This window comes from Herbaspirillum seropedicae, assembly GCF_001040945.1.
Lineage (GTDB): Bacteria > Pseudomonadota > Gammaproteobacteria > Burkholderiales > Burkholderiaceae_D > Herbaspirillum > Herbaspirillum seropedicae.
This window is the reverse complement of the sequence record NZ_CP011930.1, coordinates 4,758,858-4,777,533: the sequence shown is the minus strand read 5'-3', so window position 1 is coordinate 4,777,533 and position 18,676 is coordinate 4,758,858. Positions and strand designations below refer to the sequence as shown.

General features: G+C 64.6%; 18 protein-coding genes. 10 read left to right on the top strand and 8 right to left on the bottom strand.

The genetic code is table 11. The annotated features are described in order from the left end of the window. Positions 1 to 339: 339 nt before the first annotated feature. Positions 340 to 2,655, top strand: a complete 2,316-nt coding sequence (locus tag ACP92_RS20840) for a penicillin-binding protein 1A (protein ID WP_013236106.1) — start codon at positions 340 to 342, stop codon at positions 2,653 to 2,655. Between the two features lie 149 nt (positions 2,656 to 2,804). On the opposite strand, the gene ACP92_RS20835 is transcribed toward ACP92_RS20840, so the two are convergent. The 4 genes from ACP92_RS20835 to ACP92_RS20820 form a co-directional block, all read right to left on the bottom strand. Beyond that, entirely contained in the window at positions 2,805 to 4,016 is a 1,212-nt protein-coding gene (locus ACP92_RS20835; RefSeq protein ID WP_013236105.1) for a serine hydrolase domain-containing protein, read from the bottom strand. 38 nt (positions 4,017 to 4,054) lie between these two features. Further along, on the bottom strand, positions 4,055 to 4,804 hold the full coding sequence (queC, locus tag ACP92_RS20830; protein WP_041311265.1) for a 7-cyano-7-deazaguanine synthase QueC: 750 nt from the start codon (positions 4,802 to 4,804) through the stop codon (positions 4,055 to 4,057). 95 nt (positions 4,805 to 4,899) lie between these two features. Next, positions 4,900 to 5,661 (bottom strand): DUF3108 domain-containing protein, encoded by a 762-nt coding sequence (locus ACP92_RS20825; protein ID WP_013236103.1) that lies wholly within the window; start codon positions 5,659 to 5,661, stop codon positions 4,900 to 4,902. 161 nt (positions 5,662 to 5,822) lie between these two features. Next, the gene (locus ACP92_RS20820; protein ID WP_048348630.1) at positions 5,823 to 6,911 is read right to left on the bottom strand and encodes a DUF3108 domain-containing protein; all 1,089 of its coding nucleotides are present in this window, start codon (positions 6,909 to 6,911) and stop codon (positions 5,823 to 5,825) included. A gap of 110 nt (positions 6,912 to 7,021) precedes the next feature. Between ACP92_RS20820 and ACP92_RS20815 the strand changes: the two genes are divergently transcribed. The 4 genes from ACP92_RS20815 to rfaE2 all read left to right on the top strand — a co-directional run bounded on the left by ACP92_RS20815 (position 7,022) and on the right by rfaE2 (position 10,817). After that, positions 7,022 to 8,314, top strand: a complete 1,293-nt coding sequence (locus ACP92_RS20815; protein WP_013236101.1) for a branched-chain amino acid ABC transporter substrate-binding protein — start codon at positions 7,022 to 7,024, stop codon at positions 8,312 to 8,314. 44 nt (positions 8,315 to 8,358) lie between these two features. Continuing rightward, positions 8,359 to 9,219: a PhaM family polyhydroxyalkanoate granule multifunctional regulatory protein gene (locus ACP92_RS20810; RefSeq protein ID WP_013236100.1), complete on the top strand. Its 861-nt coding sequence runs from the start codon at positions 8,359 to 8,361 to the stop codon at positions 9,217 to 9,219. A 138-nt stretch (positions 9,220 to 9,357) separates the two neighbouring features. After that, complete coding sequence (locus ACP92_RS20805; RefSeq protein ID WP_013236099.1) at positions 9,358 to 10,212, top strand: diiron oxygenase; 855 nt, start codon at positions 9,358 to 9,360, stop codon at positions 10,210 to 10,212. A gap of 122 nt (positions 10,213 to 10,334) precedes the next feature. Then, on the top strand, positions 10,335 to 10,817 hold the full coding sequence (gene rfaE2, locus ACP92_RS20800) for a D-glycero-beta-D-manno-heptose 1-phosphate adenylyltransferase (RefSeq protein WP_013236098.1): 483 nt from the start codon (positions 10,335 to 10,337) through the stop codon (positions 10,815 to 10,817). Positions 10,818 to 10,914: 97 nt separating this feature from the next. Here the strand turns inward: rfaE2 and ACP92_RS20795 are convergent, their stop codons facing one another. Beyond that, positions 10,915 to 11,433: a copper chaperone PCu(A)C gene (locus ACP92_RS20795; RefSeq protein WP_041312293.1), complete on the bottom strand. Its 519-nt coding sequence runs from the start codon at positions 11,431 to 11,433 to the stop codon at positions 10,915 to 10,917. 95 nt (positions 11,434 to 11,528) lie between these two features. Then, positions 11,529 to 11,909 (bottom strand): DUF2946 family protein, encoded by a 381-nt coding sequence (locus tag ACP92_RS20790; RefSeq protein WP_048348629.1) that lies wholly within the window; start codon positions 11,907 to 11,909, stop codon positions 11,529 to 11,531. A 234-nt stretch (positions 11,910 to 12,143) separates the two neighbouring features. On the opposite strand from ACP92_RS20790, the gene ACP92_RS20785 reads away from it, so the two are divergent. The 4 genes from ACP92_RS20785 (at position 12,144) to ACP92_RS20770 (ending at position 16,050) form a co-directional block, all read left to right on the top strand. After that, positions 12,144 to 13,124, top strand: a complete 981-nt coding sequence (locus ACP92_RS20785; RefSeq protein WP_013236096.1) for an ABC transporter substrate-binding protein — start codon at positions 12,144 to 12,146, stop codon at positions 13,122 to 13,124. A 133-nt stretch (positions 13,125 to 13,257) separates the two neighbouring features. Then, positions 13,258 to 14,229, top strand: a complete 972-nt coding sequence (locus tag ACP92_RS20780; protein WP_041312287.1) for an ABC transporter substrate-binding protein — start codon at positions 13,258 to 13,260, stop codon at positions 14,227 to 14,229. 131 nt (positions 14,230 to 14,360) lie between these two features. Next, positions 14,361 to 15,254 (top strand): ABC transporter permease, encoded by an 894-nt coding sequence (locus ACP92_RS20775; RefSeq protein WP_013236094.1) that lies wholly within the window; start codon positions 14,361 to 14,363, stop codon positions 15,252 to 15,254. A 1-nt stretch (position 15,255) separates the two neighbouring features. Continuing rightward, positions 15,256 to 16,050 (top strand): ABC transporter ATP-binding protein, encoded by a 795-nt coding sequence (locus tag ACP92_RS20770; protein WP_013236093.1) that lies wholly within the window; start codon positions 15,256 to 15,258, stop codon positions 16,048 to 16,050. 61 nt (positions 16,051 to 16,111) lie between these two features. Here ACP92_RS20770 and ACP92_RS20765 read toward each other — a convergent pair whose 3' ends face one another. Together ACP92_RS20765 and ACP92_RS20760 are read right to left on the bottom strand one after the other, a co-directional pair. Beyond that, a complete protein-coding gene (locus ACP92_RS20765) occupies positions 16,112 to 16,594 on the bottom strand; it encodes a tRNA (cytidine(34)-2'-O)-methyltransferase (protein ID WP_013236092.1) in 483 nt (160 codons plus the stop codon). A 37-nt stretch (positions 16,595 to 16,631) separates the two neighbouring features. Continuing rightward, positions 16,632 to 17,531 carry a ComF family protein gene (locus ACP92_RS20760; protein WP_013236091.1) on the bottom strand — a complete coding sequence of 300 codons (900 nt, stop codon included), beginning with the start codon at positions 17,529 to 17,531 and terminating at the stop codon, positions 16,632 to 16,634. Between the two features lie 123 nt (positions 17,532 to 17,654). On the opposite strand from ACP92_RS20760, the gene ACP92_RS20755 reads away from it, so the two are divergent. Further along, positions 17,655 to 18,599 carry a methyltransferase domain-containing protein gene (locus ACP92_RS20755; protein ID WP_041311261.1) on the top strand — a complete coding sequence of 315 codons (945 nt, stop codon included), beginning with the start codon at positions 17,655 to 17,657 and terminating at the stop codon, positions 18,597 to 18,599. Positions 18,600 to 18,676: the final 77 nt, after the last annotated feature.

The window sequence follows — 18,676 nt, the reverse complement described above, 5'->3', positions numbered from 1 at the left end:
GATTGTCAGATGGGCAAGCCGATGCGGGAATCGCCAAAACTTGAGAAAGCGGCCCAAATCACGGCAGTACGGCCTATTCCGCCAGGGCGGCCCGGAACCCGGCCTGAGCGGGTTTGGTCTATTTGCAACACCCGCCCACGCGGCCCACAGGGGCGAGCCGCTATAATGCGGGCTTGTTTCTTCCAATCCGGCTCCGGCCTGCTTTAACGCTTATTTCGAATGTCTTCACCTTCCAACGGCGGCGGTCCACGCAAACCGGGCCCGGCTGCCAAATCCCAAGCCGATTCCGCGGCCGATTCCCCGGTCGATCAGGCAGCCCAGAAAGCACCGCGCAAGCGTATGCACTGGTCGCTGCGCATCCTCCTGGGCTTGGTCGGCACGATCTTCGGCCTGGCCGTGATGGTGCTGCTGGGCGTGACCTTCATCGTCGCCCTGACCTATCCCAAGCTGCCCGACCTCGATACCCTGACCGACTATCGTCCCAAGATCCCGCTGCGCATCTTCTCGGCTGACGGCGTGCTCATCGGCGAGTTCGGCGAGGAACGGCGCAACCTGGTGCATTTCAAGGACATCCCCGAGATCATGAAGAAGGCCGTGCTGGCCATCGAGGACGACCGTTTCTATGAACACGGCGGCGTCGATTACCAGGGCATTGCCCGCGCCACCTTCTCCAACCTTTCCGGCGGCGGCGGCGGTGCCTCGACCATCACCCAGCAGGTGGCGCGCAACTTCTTCCTGACCAGCAACGAGCCGACCTTCCTGCAGAAGGCCACGCGCAAGTTCTTCTATGAAATCCCGCTGGCCTGGAAGATCGAGAACAACCTCACCAAGGACCAGATCCTCGAGGTCTACATGAACCAGATCTATCTGGGCCAGCGCGCCTATGGCTTTGCCTCGGCCGCCCAGATCTATTTCGGCAAGCAGTTGAAGGACCTCACCATCGCCGAGGCGGCGATGCTGGCCGGCCTGCCCAAGGCGCCCTCGGCCTACAACCCGGTGGTCAATCCCAAGCGGGCGCACGCACGCCAGCAGTACATCCTCTTGCGCATGCGCCAGCTGGGTTACATCACCGACGCGCAATACCAGGCCGCCAAGGATGAGGAGCTGCGGGTCAAGGGCGACAGCTCGGCCTTCGGCATGCATGCCGAATACGTGGCTGAAATGGCCCGCCAGCTGGTCTATGCGCAGTACAAGGACGAGACCTATACCCGCGGCCTGAATGTCTTCACCACCATCACCAAGACCGACCAGGATGCGGCCTACATCGCCCTGCGTCGCGGCATCATCGACTACGAGCGCCGGCACGGCTATCGCGGACCGGAGGGCTACATGGACCTGCCCGAGAACGCCACCAAGGATGCCGTGGAAGATGCAGTGGAAGTGGAGCTGGCCGATCACCCCGATAGCGACGACATGGTCTCGGCCGTGGTGCTGGAAGCCAAGCCCAAGGAAATCACCGCCATGCTCTCCACCGGCGAAGAGATCAGCATTTCCGGCGCCGGCCTGGGCTTTGGCGCCAACCTGCTCTCCGACAAGGCGCCGCCGCAGAAGAAGATCCGTCGCGGCGCCATCATCCGCGTCTTCCAGGATGGCAACAACTGGATCATCACCCAGATGCCTGAAGTGGAATCGGCCTTCGTCTCGGTGAATTCGCAGGATGGCGCGATCCGCTCCCTGGTGGGCGGCTTCGACTTCAACCGCAACAAGTTCAACCACGTCACCCAGGCGTGGCGCCAGCCGGGCTCGTCCTTCAAGCCCTTCATCTATTCGTCGTCGCTGGAAAAGGGACTGTCGCCGGCCACCATCATCAATGATGCGCCGCTGACCTTCACCCAGACCGGCGGCCAAGTCTGGCAGCCCAAGAACTACGGCGGCAAGTTCGAAGGTCCGATCTCGATGCGCCGGGCCTTGCAGAAGTCGATCAACCTGGTCTCCATTCGCATCCTGGAGCGCGTGGGTGTGAAGTATGCGCAGGAATACATCACCCGCTTCGGTTTTGATGCCGACAAGAACCCGCCCTACCTGACCCTGGCGCTGGGGGCCGGCAATGTCACGCCCTTGCAGATGGTGGGCGCGTACTCGGTGTTTGCCAACGGCGGCTACAAGATCAATCCCTACCTGATCACCAAGGTCACCGACAGCAATGGCGAGGTACTCTCGCAGGCCAAGCCGGCCACCGCCGATGATGAATCCAACCGCGTCATCGACGCCCGCAACGCCTTCATCATGGACAGCATGCTGCGTGACGTGGTGCGCCATGGCACGGCGGTCAAGGCGCTGTCCCTGAAGCGCACCGACCTGGCCGGCAAGACCGGCACCACCAATGATTCCATGGATGCCTGGTTCGCCGGCTACCAGCCGGGGCTCACCGCCATCGCCTGGATCGGCTACGACCAGCCCAAGAGCCTGGGCGACCGCGAAACCGGTGGCGGCCTGGCCCTGCCGGTGTGGATCAGCTACATGTCCAAGGCGCTCAAGGATGTGCCCAACGTGGATCGCAAGGTGCCGGATGGCCTGATCGAGTCGGGCGGCGAATACTACTATGCCGAGTTCCCGCCCAGCGCCATGGTGCGCGACCTGGGCATGGGCGACCGCAGTGGCCTGACGCCAGAGGAAGAGAAGGCCAAGACGCAGATGAAGAACGAGCTGTTCTGATTTGATCTGATCTGATTTGATCTGCCACGGCCGAATGGCCGCCAGAAGGAAACGATTTATATTATTTCCCTCTGCCTGCACTTCATGAAAAACCGCCGCTTGCAAGACCGGCGGTTTTTTCTTGGGCGCTGCGCACGCGTCAGTGCGATTCAGGGCCTGTTCATGAACAGGCCCTGGTTCTTTCCCGCCACGTAATGGCTGATGCTGCGCATGGCCAGCATGGTCAGCACTTCATCCTGCTCCACGCCGTAGTCGCTCAGCTTGACGATGACCGTGCGCGTGGCTGGGTTGACGTAGATGTACTGGCCGAACACGCCGATAGCCGAGAAGTCGCGGTCATCGGCATTGCCGGGCGGAATCCACCAGCCGTCGCGGTAGTCCAGCACCTCGCCATGGTTGACCGGCTGGCGCGGCTCGTGAGCCCATGAGGGACTGACGACCTGCTGGTCGCCGACGCGTCCGCCGTCCAGATACAGCAAGCCCAGGCGGGCGAAGTCGCGGGCCGTGGTGTTGAGACAGCAGAAGGCCTTTTCCACGCCGTGCTGGCCGCTGTCGACGCTCCAGCTGGCATCCTGCTCCATGCCCAGCGGTTCCCACAGGACCTGCTGGGCGAAGTCGGACAGGCGCATGCCGGTCGCGTGCGCCAGTACGCGCGAGAGCACCAGCGTGTCGACGCTGCGGTATTCGAAGCGCGAGCCCGGCGCAAAGCGCAGGCCGCTGCGGCGGGCGATGAAGCGGTGCAGGTCGGTGCTGACGAACATGCGCACCACCGGCGAGGCCAGCGAGCCGCCGTAGTTCTCATCGACATCGATGCCCGAGCGCATGTCCAGCAACTGGCCGATGGTGATGCCGGCGTAGGCCGGCGCGATCTCATCGCTGTTCAGATAATGACCAATGGGCTCGTCCAGCGAGCGGATCTTGCCTTGCTGTAGGGCCACGCCGGTCAGCGCCGAGACGAAGGATTTGGCGACCGAGAAGGAGGTGAAGCGCGAGTTGGCGTCATAGCCGTCGATGTAACGCTCATAGACGATCTTGCCGTCCTGGATCACCACGAAGGCGTGGGCGGAGGTGGTCTTGAGGAAGTCGATCACCGGCAACTGGCTGCCATCCTTCCAGGGAACGCTGATCTCCAGCGCACGCAAGGCCATGGGCCATGGGCGCGGATGCGTCGAGCGGGCGATGCGATTGGCCTCGAACACCTTGTAGCTCTGGCTGCGCGGAGTGATGTCGAATTGCAGGTCGACCAGGGCCGGCAGGCTGGGCAGGTCGGCGATGCGCCGGCCGATTTCGGCGCCGGCCAGCAGCACCAGCAGCGCGGCGGCGCTGCGGGTGAGCAGGGTGGTGGTGCGGGCGTGGGGCATGAGGCTCGTTCTTGTCGTGGTGAGCCTATTGTGCCCGATCAGGCGGGGCTTTTGCGCGCTGCGTATTGTTGATAGCCACGGGCGCGCAGTTCGCAGGCGGGGCACTTCCCGCAGCCGTGTCCCCAGTCGTGCAATGCGCCGCGCTCACCCAGGTAGCAGGTATGCGTATCGGTGCGGATCAGGTCGACCAGCGGCGCGCCACCCAGCAATTCGGCCAGCGCCCAGGTGCCGGCCTTGTCGATCCACATCAGCGGCGTCTCCACCTTCAGCTGGGTGGCCATGCCCAGGTTCAGCGCTACCTGCAGGGCCTTCATGGTGTCATCGCGGCAATCCGGGTAGCCGGAAAAATCGGTTTCGCACATGCCTCCCACCAACACGTTCAGGCCGCGCCGGTAGGCCAGGGTGGCGGCGACCGTCATGAACAGCAGGTTGCGGCCCGGCACGAAGGTATTGGGCAGGCCGTTGTCCTGCATGGCGATCTCGACATCGCGGGTGAGGGCGGTGTCGGAAATCTTGCCGATCAGCGACAGGTCGATCATGTGATCCTCGCCCAGGCGGGTCTGCCAGTCGGGAGAGAAGGCGCGCATCCTTTCCAGCAGGGCCGGGCGCACCGCCAGTTCAATGGCGTGGCGCTGGCCGTAGTCGAAGCCGATGGTCTCCACCCGCTGGTAGCGCGACAGGGCCCAGGCCAGGCAGGTGGTGGAATCCTGGCCGCCGGAAAACAGCACCAGGGCGCTCTGCGTGTTCAGGGTAGGGGCCAGCGAAGGGGATGGGGAGGAGGTGGACATGGCGGCAAAGAGAAGAACGGTGAACCAGAAGGGCAAGCGCACGGGGCCTGGACGGCATCGCTACCGTCCAGGCCCCGTGCGGGCTGTTGGCAAGCTTAGTTGGTTTTCTTGAGCGAATCCAGCGTCTGCTCGATATAGTCGCCATCCGGATCGGTGAACTTCAGGCGCACCGGGTACCACTCCATCTTGGGCGCCAGCCAGATATCGAGCTTCTGGCCCTGGTCGTCCGGCGGCGGGGCGCGGAAGAGGTGCAGCGCTTCGGTCTCGCCCTGGGGCGTGCGGATCTTTTCGCGGCCCACCACCTTGAAGGTCCACTGCTCGGCGTCGCGCTGGCCGGCCACGAAGAAATTCCACTCCGAACCCGGCTTCATCTTGGCCGCGTTGGCGCGGGCGATGGCGACGAATTGCCAGGTGATGCTGGTGCGGTCTTGTTCGCCGCCCTGCAGCGGATAGCTCTCGGCGGACTGGGTGAAGGTGATCTTGTTCTGTTCGCGGTTGAAGGTGGTGGTGGAGGGCTCGCGGCGCAGGCGTTTTTCCACGAAGCGGTCCGGTGCCAGGCCATAGGCATCCACCGCGCCTTCGCTGGTGGCTTCCAGGATCTTGCCCAGCAGCATTGCCCGGGTCTCGCTGGTGACGCTGTAGCTGGTCTTGCTCTGGGTCCACTTCACCAGGCCTTGGCCCTTGACGTCCAGGCCGCTCTGCTTGGCCTGGATGGAATAGTTCAGTTCAGCCGAAGGCGGCAGGTTGTAGGCGCGCTTGTCTACCGGGTGCGGGCCATCGGTGGCCCAGGCGGGCGCGCAGGCGGTCAGCGCGGCCAGCGCCAGCGCGGGAAGGGAAGCAGGGGAGAAACGGTTCATGGCGGTCTTTTTTAAAAGTCTCTGTGGATAAGTTAGAGGCAGCCATCACGGCGCCATATTGCTGGTGCGACAAGTGCCCGGCCCGGCGGTTCTGCTGCGTGCTCACGTAATTGTGCGTAATTGTTTCCGATTTTGACAGCGCCTGCCAGATACGGCAGGCCTCACCGGCGCAGTTCCGACAGGCTCAGTTCCGTGACATCGCCATTGGGCCGGGGATCGGTATAGCGCAGCCGCGCCGGATACCACTCGTGCTGGGGCGCCAGCCAGATATCGATGCGGTCTTCATAGGCGCCGGGCTTGGGTACGCGCACCACGTGCCAGGTCTGCAAGGTGCCGATGGGGAGCTTGATGGCTTCCTCGCCGATGACCTGCATGCGCCAGACCTCGCCATCACGCACGCCGGCCACGAACAGGTCGATCACCGCGCCCGGCTGGAATTGCGCCGGATCGCCCCGACCGATGGCCGCCAGTTGCCAGATCAGGCTGCCGCGGTCCTGTTCGCCGCCACGGCGCGGATAGCGCGTCTCGGAGGCGGAAAAGCTGATGCTGTCGCCGTTGCGGTTGAAGTGGGTATTGGTGGCGGAGCGGAATTTCTTCTTCTCCGTGTAGAGCGTGGGCGATACGCCCCAGGCGTCCAGTTCTCCTTCGCTGGAGAACTTCAGCCAGGTCACCCAGATGGCGGTGACTTCGCCCTCCAGCCGGTAATGCTGGCCGCTGTTGCGCCAGTCCAGGCTGGCCGATCCATAGCTGGGCTTCTGGTCGATGGTGCCGGTGACGTCGTAGTCCAGCACGGCGCTGGGTGGCGCATCGGTACGGTATTGCTTGCCGGTGGTATCGGCGAGAACAGGTTCGCTCTTGTCGGCAGCGCTGGCGCGAGCAGCCTCGCCTGCTGCGCTTGCCTCACCAGCGGCGCCGGGCGCGGCTGGCATGGCATGGGGCGCCTCGGGGGCGGCGGTGTAGAGGGGTTCGACGGTCTCGCGGATGGGTTCGTCGGGCGGATCGATGCTCGGCTCGGGGGCGGGCCGTGGTGCGCGTGCCGGGCGTGTGCGCCCCTTATATACCTCCCCCTGCTGGTAGGCTGGGGGCGGCGTCTGGAGTTGCACCGTGAGGACGTTTTCCGACGCTGGGGTGTTCATGGCGATGATGTGCCGCCGCCCCCAGCCTACCAGCAGGGCGTGCAGCAGCAGGGTCAGCGTGATCAGGACCAGCAGGCGCGGCCAGCGCCGGGGTGGGTGGGAAACATCGGTCATGCCGGCAGTGTATCGGATCAATCCGGCAGTGTGGCGTGGCCGCGCGTACCGGGGCGGGGTTTCCAAACAACGTACAATGCGGCTTTTGTGCTGCACCTGCTGACGCAACGATGAAATTACGCCTGTCCTCCCGTCTTCTGTCCCTGGCTCTTGCCATCACGCTACCCCTCGCGCTGTCACCGGCCCGCGCCGCTGCGCCTCTGGCGCCGATCCGCATCGGCATGATCGATGGCCTCTCCGGCCCCTTCGCCAATGCCGGCGAAGCCGTGGTGCGCAACATCAGCTATGCCATCGAGCGCGTCAACGCACGCGGTGGCGTGACGCTGCCCGATGGCAAGCACTTGCTGCAACTCTCCACTTTCGATAACAAGCTGGGCGTGGAAGATTCGCTGGTGCAGTTCCGCCAGCTCACCGATGAGCGCATCCCCTTCCTGATCGAGGGCAACAGTTCGGCCGTTGCCGCCGCCCTCATCGATGCCGTCAACAAGCACAACCAGCGCGAGCCGGATCGCCGCGTGTTGTTCCTGAACTATTCGGCAGTGGACCCGACGCTGACCAATGAGAAGTGCAGCTTCTGGCACTTCCGCTTCGACGCCAGCGCGGACATGCGCATGCAGGCGCTGACCGAAGCGATCAAGGCCGATACCGCCACCAGGAAGGTCTACCTGATCGGCCAGGACTACAGCTTCGGTCGCCAGGTCGCCAAGGCGGCGCGCGAGCAACTGGCGGCCAAGCGCCCCGACATCGCCATCGTCGGTGACGAGTTGCACCCCATCGGCAAGATCAAGGACTTCGCTCCCTACATCGCCAAGATGCGCAGCGCCGGGGCCGACGCTGTCATCACCGGCAACTGGGGCAATGACCTGACGCTGCTGGTGAAGGCCGCCCGCGATGCGGGCTTCAAGGCCAAGTTCTACACCTTCTATGCCAACAGCCTGGGAGCGCCGGCCGCCATTGGTGAGGCCGGCGTGGGCGTGGTGCGGGCCGTGGCCGAATGGCATCCCAATGCCGGCGGCAATCCGGGCTCGCCCAGCGATGCCTATTACCAGGCCTTCCGTCAGCGCTATCCCCAGCCCAAGGATGATTATCTCTACCTGCGCATGCAGGTCATGATCGACATGCTGGCAAAGGCCATCGAAAAAGCCGGCAGCGCCGATCCCAAGGCGGTTGCATATGCCCTGGAAGGCGCGCAATATCAGAGCGCCTTCCACTCGGCCACGATGCGCGCCCAGGACCACCAGCTGATCCAGCCGCTCTACCTGATGCAGATGCAGCGCGCCGACAGCGGCGGCATCCGCTTCGACAATGAAGGCAGCGGCTACGGTTTCCGCACCGAGCGCTTCATCCCGGCCGAGCAGACTGCGCTGCCCAGCAGTTGCCGGATGCAGCGGCCGCCGCGCTGAGGGCCGGCGCACAGATTTGCAGGACACAACAACAGGAGCGATCAATGCTGAACCAGGACAAGATGCCGGGCGCAGGCTCGGTGGGCGACACCCTCGAATTCATGAAGAACATGTGGAGCAGCATGGGCGCACCTGCCATGGCCACGCCCTCGCTGTCGGTGGAGGACATCAACAAGAAGATCGGCGACCTCAAGACAGTGGCCTCCTGGCTGGAGCTGAACCTGAACATGCTCAAGGCCACCATCCAGACGCTGGAGGTGCAAAGCGCGACCTTGTCCACCCTGCAAGCCATGAGCGCCATCATGGCCAGCCAGCAGGCGCCGGCCGACGACGCCGCCCCTGAGGAGGGCAAGGCCGCGTCGCCCTTCCCGTTCGGCTTCCCGATGTGGCCGGGAGCAGGAGCGTCGCAGGCGGCCGACGAGGAGCCGGCTGGCGCCCAGGATGTTGCTGAGGAGCAAGAAGAGCCGCAGGACGAGCTGCAGGAAGAGGCCGCCGCCCCAGCCGGAGAGGCCGATGCGCCTGCCGCTGAGGCGCCCGACCTGCAGGCCGCCATGGCCAATCCCAATGCCTGGTGGAATCTCCTGCAGGACCAGTTCAAGCAGGCCGTTGGCAATGCCCTGGCCGGCGGTCAGCCTGAGCAGGAACCGCTGCTCAAGCCGGCCAAGCCGCCCAAGGCCCCCAAGCGTAGCGAAAATAAGACAGTCGCCGCCAAGCCCAAGGCCGCGCCCAAAGTCAGGCCGGCAGGCGCTCCCAAGGCAGGCAAGGCAGCCAAGCCGGCGCCCAAGAAGCCACCGGTCAAGAAAGCGCCGCGCAGCGCCGCAAATACGAGCGCGCCGGGCCGGACGGCTGTTGTACAATCCCGGCAAAACAAGAAGCCAGCCTCCCGCAAGCCAACCTCCCCCTGATCATCGCCACGGCAGAGCCTGGCCCCCGGGCGCGTTCGCGCCGGGGTCTTGTCACACTGCCGAAACCTGGCGGTTTTAGGATGCTCAGGGAAAATCTTGTTAAAATCAAACACTTAACGCATATAGGCCCATACTGAGATGCTGTACCCAGAATTGTTCAAATCGCTAGAGCAGGTCCGTTGGAATATGGATAAGGATATTCCCTGGGACAAGTTCGACGCTTCCTTGCTCACCGACGAACAGGCCCAGACCATTCGCATGAACGCGATCACGGAATGGTCCGCGCTGCCGGCGACCGAGATGTTCCTGCGCGACAATCGCGGGGACAGCGATTTTTCGGCATTCATGTCGGTATGGTTCTTCGAAGAGCAGAAGCACTCGCTGGTGCTGATGGAATACCTGCGCCGCTTCCGCCCGGACATGTGCCCGACCGAAGAAGAGCTGCACAACGTGCGCTTCGAGTTCGATCCGGCGCCGCCGCTGGAAACCCTGATGCTGCACTTCTGCGGCGAGATCCGCCTGAACCACTGGTACCGTTGCGCCGCCGACTGGCACACCGAGCCGGTCATCAAGCAGATCTACAAGATCATCAGCCAGGATGAAGCCCGCCACGGCGGCGCCTACCTGCGCTACATGAAGAAGGCCCTGAACGAAGTGGGCGACAAGGCCCGCGCCGCCTTTGCCAAGATCGGCGTGCTGATGGCCTCGGCGCGTCGCACCGAAAAGCCGTTGCACCCGACCAACCTGCACGTGAATCAGGCGCTGTTCCCCAACGACACCGTGCAAAGCCGCCTGCCGGACCCGGAATGGCTGGAACGCTGGCTGGACAACCAGATCAAGTTCGATGGCGAGTGGGAAAAGAAGGTCGTCGACCGCATCCTGCACAATATGTCGCTGTTGTTCGAACGCACCTTCAGCAACGTCCAGGAACTGAACCGCTACCGCAAGGAAGTGACCCAGCGCATCCTGCCGTCGGGCGCCGCCGCAGCCTGAGAGGGAAGCGTCCTGCACCGGCATTAAGGCAGTAAGGCAGTACAATCACCAAAGCCGCAACCTGAGGTTGCGGCTTTTTTCATCCTGCAATTCCCCGTTTTCCCGACCCGATCCCGATCAAGATGGCTGACTTCGAATCCAAACTCTGCACCCGCGACGAACTCCAGCAGCGCGTGGCCCAACTGCCCAAGCCGGTGGTGATGACCAATGGCGTGTTCGACATCCTCCATCGCGGCCACGTGACCTACCTGGCGCAGGCCCGCGCCCAGGGCGCTGCGCTGGTGGTGGCGGTCAATACCGACGCTTCCGTCAAGCGCCTGGGCAAGGGCGACGACCGTCCCATCAATACCTGCGACGATCGCATGGCAGTGCTGGCGGCGCTGGAATCGGTGGCGCTGGTGGTTCCCTTCGATGAAGATACGGCGCTGGAAGCCGTGCAGCAGGCGCGTCCGGAGATCTACGTCAAGGGCGGCGACTATGACATGCACGCCATCCCCGAAGGCCAGGCCGTGGCGGCCTATGGCGGCCAGGTGCTGTCGATCGCCTTCGAGCACGATCGCTCCACCACCAAGCTGCTGGCCAAGGTGCGCAAGCTGGCCGGCTGATCGCAGGACGCAGGAGCCGCAAAGAACAAGGCCGGCAGGAGCATCGCTCGCTGCCGGCCTTGGCGTTTCAGGAAGCGGCTGCGGCAGCCGGGCCTGTTCAGTGGTGCATATGCTCCTTCATGTCCTTCATGCCATCCTTGCCGGCGGCAGCCGCCTTGCCGTCTTCGACGTTGAAGGTCACCTCGACCTTGCCGGCCTTCTCGAAGGTCAGCGTGGCCGGCACCTTGTCGCCTGCCTGCAGCGGCTTGGACAGGCCCATGAGCATGATGTGGTAGCCATTGCCCGGTTGCATGGCGATCTTCTGGCCGGGCTTGACCTCGAGGCCGCCATCGACTTCGCGCATCTTCATCACATTGCCTTCCATGGCCATGGTGTGGATTTCACCGGACTTGGCTGCCGGCGAGGACACGCCCACCAGGCGATCGGCCGTAGCGCCCTTGTTCTCGATGCTCAGGTAGGCGCCGGCAGCCGGTTGGCCGGGCACGGTGGCGCGTGCGTAGGGATGGCCGATCTCCAACTGGCCCAGCTTGTATTCATGTGCCTGCGACAGGGGCGCGGCCGCCAGCAGAGCGGTGGCCAGGGCGGCGCCGGCAGCGCGTTGGAAGAAGTGGTGCAGTTTCATCTTGTGTATCCTTTTGGTGCGGGTGCAGCGACCCGTGCTGATCGTTCAGGCCGGGATGGCCCGTATGCGGAGGGAATGGCGCAGCAGGATCAGGCCGGTGGCGCGCGCGCCCGCGCACTGCCCGGGGCAAGACTGGCCGAGCGCAGCGGCCCGGCGGGGCGCACCAGTGGATAGCTGGTGCCATCCGTCACCGCGGCCAGCCGCGCCTGCGAGGCATCGCTGGCCACACCCACGCCCAGGCTGCCGCAGCACAGGGGGCAGTGGCCGCTGGCCAGGTGCAGCGGTGCATTGCCGGGCAAGCCATTGCCCACGCTGCAGATGGCCATGGCCGGAACGTCGCGCACCGTGCGCGCCAGCGCCTGTTGCCACCAAGGCGCGGCGGCCATGGCCAGCATCAGCGACAGGCCCAGCCACACCTGCAGCCAGGGGCGGCGGACGGTAAGGCGGCGCAGGGAAGGGCGGGAAGACATGGGGCCTGATTATAGCAACCGGGATCGTCAGGCTCATTGACCTGCCTCCCTGCTCTGTACAGGAACAAATGCGAGCGTCCCGCCACACCGTCCTTGCGTTCCGGAAAGCCGCACCGGCGCTCGCCATTGGCCGGCCGGGTAATGGCGCCATGCAAATTGATTGTTCAGGAGCGCTAGGCTAGACTTAGCGTCTTTTCGGGTATTCCATTCATTTTTTCCAAGGGAGAAGACTGCATGTCCTACAACAATAAGCTGACACTGCGCGCCATGGTGGCCGCCCTGTCCCTGGCAGCTGTCTGCTCCGCCCCGGCCATGGCCGCGGACAAGTCGGTCGCGGTGACCGCCATCGTTGAACATCCGGCCCTGGACGCTGTGCGGGATGGCGTCAAGGACGAGTTGAAGGAAGAAGGCTTCGAAGCCGGCAAGAACCTGAAGTGGGAATACCAGAGCGCCCAGGGCAATACTGGCACCGCCGCCCAGATCGCCCGCAAGTTCGTGGGTGACAAGCCCGACGCCATCGTGGCCATCGCCACTCCCTCGGCCCAGGCCCTGGTGGCCGCCACCAAGAGCATCCCGGTGGTCTACTCCGGTGTGACCGATCCGGTCGCCGCCCAGCTGGTGAAGGACTGGAAGGCTTCCGGCACCAACGTCACCGGCGTGTCGGACCTGCTGGAACTGGACAAGCAGGTGGACCTGATCAAGCGCGTGGTCCCCAACGCCAAGCGCGTGGGCATGGTCTACAACCCGGGTGAAGCCAACTCCGCCGTGGTGGTCAAGGCCTTGAAGGAACTGCTGGCCAAGTCCAACATGACCCTGGTGGAAGCCGCCGCGCCCCGTTCGGTGGACGTCGGTTCGGCCGCCAAGAGCCTGATCGGCAAGGTCGACGTGATCTACACCAACACCGACAACAACGTGGTCTCGGCCTATGAAGCGCTGGTCAAGGTCGGCAACGACGCCAAGATCCCGCTGGTGGCCTCCGATACCGACAGCGTCAAGCGTGGCGCCATCGCCGCCCTGGGCGTGAACTACTACGACCTGGGCCGCCAGACCGGCAAGGTGGTCGGCCGCATCCTCAAGGGTGAAAAGCCGGGCGACATCCCCTCGGCCACCAGCAGCAAGCTGGAACTGTTCGTCAATACCGCCGCCGCCCAGAAGCAGGGCGTGACCCTGTCGCCGGAACTGGTGAATTCGGCCAAGACCGTCATCAAGCAATAAGCGATACCCGCGTCGATCCCGCTTTCAGGCGGGATCGGCGCATCTGGCGCCGCCCCCAGCGCGCCCACTATAAACAGGCTGCCCGGCGACCACCAGGCCGAGGCGCCGACCACCCATGAATGAGGAGATGAACATGCTGGCCCTATCCAAATCCCTGCGCGCCATCGCCGGTGCGCTGGCGCTGAGCGCTGTGTGCGCCTCGGCGCTGGCCGCCGAGAAGGTGGTCGCAGTGACATCCTACGTCGAGCATCCTGCGCTGGACGCGGTGCGCGACGGCACCAAGGATGAACTGGTCGCCGCCGGCTTCGAGCCGGGCAAGAACCTGAAGTGGGAATTCCAGAGCGCCCAGGCCAATGCCGGCACCGCCGGGCAGATCGCCAAGAAGTTCGTGGGCGACAATCCCGACGTCATCGTGGCCATCGGCACCCCGTCGGCCCAGCCCATGGTGGCGGCTACCAAGACCATCCCCATCGTCTATTCGGCCATCGCCGATCCGATGGCCGCCCAGCTGGTGAAGGACTGGAAGCCGTCCGGCACCAACGTGACCGGCATGTCGCACATGCTGGACCCGGTCAAGCAGGTCGAGGTCATCAAGCGCGTCGTGCCTGAGGCCAAGCGGGTCGGAGTGGTTTACAATCCGGGCGAAGCCAATTCCGTGTCGGCCCTGAACAACCTCAAGGGCGAGCTGCAGAAGGCTGGCCTGACCCTGGTGGAAGCGGCCGCGCCCCGTTCGGTGGACGTGGCTCCGGCCGCCAAGAGCCTGATCGGCAAGATCGATGTGATGTACACCACCACCGACAACAATGTGGTCTCGGTTTTCGAATCGCTGGCCAAGGTCTGCAACGATGCCAAGCTGCCGCTGATCGCTTCCGATACCGGCAGTGTCAAGCGTGGCGCAGTCGCAGCCCTGGGGGTGAACTTCTACGACATGGGCCGCCAGACCGGCAAGCTGGTGGTGCGTATCCTGAAGGGCGAGAAGGCGGGCGATATCCCTTCCTCGCCGGTCAAGAACCTGGAACTGTACGTCAACACGTCGGCCGCGCAGAAGCAGGGCGTGACGCTCTCGCCTGAATTCCTGAAGTCGGCGACCAAGGTCCTCAACTAAGGCCTGGGTCGCCCCGGCAGACGTGCACCGCCGGCTTTTCCATCACCCGTGGGAGGGCCGGCGCAACGCAGAAGACATTCGGCATTGGCGTACCGCGCCGTGCCGAATGTGTTTTTTAAGAAAGTCCTTTTATGTCGCTGTATACCCTCTTGGGCGCCCTGGAAATCGGCCTGATTTTCAGCCTGGTAGCCCTCGGAGTGCTGATCTCCTTCCGCATTCTGGTCTTCCCTGACTTGACCGTCGATGGCAGCTTCCCGCTGGGCGGCGCCGTCGCCGCGACCATGATCGCCGCTGGCTACAATCCCTTCCTGTCCACCTTCATCGCGCTGCTGGCCGGCGCCCTGGCCGGTTTCACCACCGCCTGGCTGAACGTGCGCCTGAAGATCATGGACCTGCTGGCCAGTATCCTGATGATGATCGCGCTGTACTCGATCAACCTGCGCGTCATGGGCAAGCCCAACGTGCCGCTGATCTCGGAGCCGACCATCTTCACCATCCTGCAGCCCGACGCGATCCCCGACTACGTGGCCCGGCCGCTGATCCTGCTGGTGGTGGTGATTGGCGCCAAGCTGCTGCTGGACTGGTTCTTCTCGTCCGAGATCGGCCTGGCCATGCGCGCCACCGGCGCCAATGCCCGCATGGCGCGCGCCCAGGGCATCGCCACCGGCCGCGCCACCCTGGCTGGCATGGCCCTGGCCAATTCGCTGGTGGCCCTGGCCGGTGCGCTGTTTGCGCAGACCCAGGGCGGCTCCGACATCTCCATGGGCATCGGCACCATCGTCATCGGCCTGGCCGCCGTCATCATCGGCGAGAACATCCTGCCGGCGCGTCGCCTGGTGTGGACCACGCTGGCGGTGATCCTGGGCGCGATCCTGTATCGCTTCTTCATTGCCCTGGCGCTCAACAGCGACTTCATCGGCCTGCAGGCGCAGGACCTGAACCTGGTCACGGCCGTGCTGGTGATGCTGGCGCTGGTGCTGCCCATGGGCAAGCGCAAGCTGAAACTGCTGAAGAAGGGAGCCTGAGATGTTGAAAGCCACCGATCTCAAGATCACCTTCAATCCCGGCACCCCCATCGAGAACCCGGCCCTGCGCGGCCTCTCGCTGGAAATCCCGACCGGCCAGTTCGTGGCCGTGATCGGCTCCAACGGTGCGGGCAAGTCCACCTTCCTCAACGCCATCTCCGGTGACCTGCTGGTCGACACCGGCAAGATCGAGATCGACAGCACCGATGTCACCCGCAAGCAGGCCTGGGATCGCGCCGGCATGGTGGCCCGTGTGTTCCAGGATCCGATGGCCGGCACCTGCGAGGCGCTGACCATCGAAGAGAACATGGCGCTGGCGATGGCGCGGGGCCGTCGCCGCGGCTTCAACTTCGCCATTCGCGGCAAGATGCGCGAGCTGTTCCGCGAAAAGCTCTCCATCCTCAACCTGGGGCTGGAAAACCGCCTCACCGACCGCATCGGCCTGCTCTCCGGTGGCCAGCGCCAGGCGGTGAGCCTGTTGATGGCTTCGCTGCAGCCTTCGCGCATCCTGCTGCTGGATGAGCACACCGCCGCACTGGATCCCAAGACCGCTGCCTTCGTGCTGGAGCTGACGGCCAAGATCGTCTCCGAGAGCAAGCTGACCACCATGATGGTGACCCACAGCATGCGCCAGGCGCTGGACTATGGCGACCGCACCGTGATGCTGCACCAGGGCCGCGTGGTGCTGGATGTGTCCGGCCCGGAACGCGCCGGGCTGGATGTGCCGGACTTGCTCAAGATGTTCGAGCAGACGCGCGGCGAGAAGCTTTCGGACGACGCCCTGCTGCTGGGCTGATCGGCCCTGCCAACGAAAACGGCTCCCTCGGGAGCCGTTTTTTCATGGGCGCAACTGCTCTTCAGCTACCACCCTCATAGCCATTCTGCCGCCATGCCTCATACACCACCACCGCCACCGTATTGGACAGGTTGATGCTGCGATTGCCCGGCCGCATCGGCAGGCGGATGCGCTGGCTCGTGGGGAAGGATTCGCGCCGCTCCGGGGCCAGGCCGCGGGTTTCGGAGCCGAACACGAAGGTGTCGCCCGGCCGGAAGGCCAGGCCCGCAAAGGGCGTGGAGCCATGGGTGGTCATGGCGAACATGCGCGCTTCGTCGAAGAGCGGTTCCTGGCGACGGTGCGCCAGGAACTGGTCCCAGTCCTGGTGGACCTGCATGTTGGCGTATTCGTGATAATCCAGTCCGGCACGCCGCATCTTGGCGTCATCCAGCGGAAAGCCGAGCGGCTCCACCAGATGCAGTTGCGCGCCGGTATTGGCGCACAGGCGGATGATGTTGCCGGTATTGGGAGGGATCTCCGGCTCGACCAGGACGACGTGGAACAAAAAAAATCTCCTGCAGAAAAAGGATGGCCGGCCCGATTCAGACCGGCAGGGTGCGCGCAAAGACCAGGTTGGTCACGCGCCGGGCGCCGTGCCGCTTGAGCACGATGGCCACTTCATTCAGGGTGGCGCCGGTGGTCATGACGTCATCGACGATGCCCACATGCAGGCCGCGTACCTGGTCCATGGTCGCGAAGGGCAGGGCAAAGGCGGAGCGCACGTTGCGCGCACGCGCACCCACCGGCAGGGCTGATTGCGCTTCGGTTTCCTTCTTGCGCTCCAGCAGTTGTGGCTGCAAGGGCAGGCCCATCAGTTGCGACAGCGGCTTGGCGATTTCCAGGGCCTGGTTGAAGCCGCGCTCCTGCAAGCGCGTGCGCCCCAATGGCACCGGGGCCAGCAAGCTGGGCATGGGCAACGCCACATCGCTGCCCGGCACCGGGTTGCGGCGCGAGGCATCATGGATCAACCGCGCCAGCAACGGCGCCAGGCGCAGGTCGCCGCCGAACTTGAGGGCCAGCGCCAACTGGTCGGACGGGGCGAAATAGTCGGTGGCGACGATGGTGGCGTCGAAGGCCGGGCGGTCCTTGAGACAAGCGCCGCAGCGCAATTCCTTGCCGGTGACCGGCATGGGCATGGCGCACTGGATGCAGCGGCGGTGCTGGCGGGTATAAAAACGCTTGTGGCAGGGCGCGCAGAGAATCTCGCGGCCTTCGGCTCCGCATAGTGCGCAGGCGCTCGGCAGCAGGGGCGGCACCCGCGCCAGCAGGCGCTTTAGCCAGTGGGGACCGCTGTTCTTCTTGGGCGCAGGCGCGGCTGCACGGCGATAGCCGGCGCTGCTGGTGCCTTTGGCGGCCGCCGCCGCCGCGGTGGCAGGCTTGGCCGGCGAAGTGGCCTGTGACGAGGCCTGTGACGAGGCCGGTTTCGGCGATGTGCGATCCATGCGTGGTGCGCCCGGTAAAAATGGATTTCGACTAAACTACGCGCATTATCGCATCAGCTCCGGTGGAGTTGCTGCGTTTTGGTTCAAACGGTTCCCACCGGTCCTTCTACCCGTCTGTCTCCCATGTCCCTGCCGCCGCCTTCCGCCAGCGCCAAGCTGAGCGCTCCCATCGACCTCCCCCTGGTACGCCGCCGCTTTGCCCATCCGCAGCGCGTGGCCGAGTCCGATTTCCTGCGGCGCGAGGTATCGGCGCGCATGCAGGAGCGCTTGGCGCTGGTGAAGATCCATCCGCGTGAAGTGCTCGACGCCGGCTGTGGCGAAGGTGCGGACCTGCCGGTCTTGCAGAAGCGCTACCCGGAAGCCCAGGTGGTCGGCCTGGATGGCGCCTATGGCATGCTGGCCGTGGCCGCCGAGCATCAACGCGGGGCGCAGTCGGCGATGAACCGCCTGTTCGGCTCGATCAACAAGTGGCTGGGTTCCGGTCCTGCACTGAGCGGTCCCGAGCTGGCCTGCGCCGACTTTGCACGGCTGCCGCTGGCGGCCAACGCGCTGGACCTGGTCTGGTCCAACCTGGCCCTGCACTGGCACCCCCAGCCAGACCGCGTCTTCGCTGAATGGCGTCGTGTCTTGCGGGTAGAGGGCTTGCTGATGTTTTCCTGCTTCGGTCCCGATACGCTGCGCGAAGTACGCAGCGCTTTCGAACGCATTGATCTTGCACCGCACACCTTGCCCTTCGTGGACATGCACGACTTCGGCGACATGCTGGTCAATGCCGGCTTTTCCACGCCAGTCATGGATATGGAGACCATCACCGTCACCTATGACACTCCGCAAAGGCTGCTGGAAGATGTGCGTGCCTGGGGCGGCAACCCGCTGGAGACGCGGCGGCGCAGCATGATGAGCCGCGACCAGTACCAGCGCCTTTTGGCCGCCTTCGAAGCCATGCGCAAGCCCGATGGCAAGATCCCGCTGACCTTCGAGATCATCTATGGTCATGCCTTCCGTCCGGTGCCCAAGACCACGGCAGCCGGCGAGAGCATCATCCGCTTCGATCGTCCGCCGCGCTAGTCAGATGGTCAGGAAGCTGACCAGCCCGCCCTGGCGTTGCGTCATCGTGACGCTTCCCGGCCCTCCAGCGCCGCCCC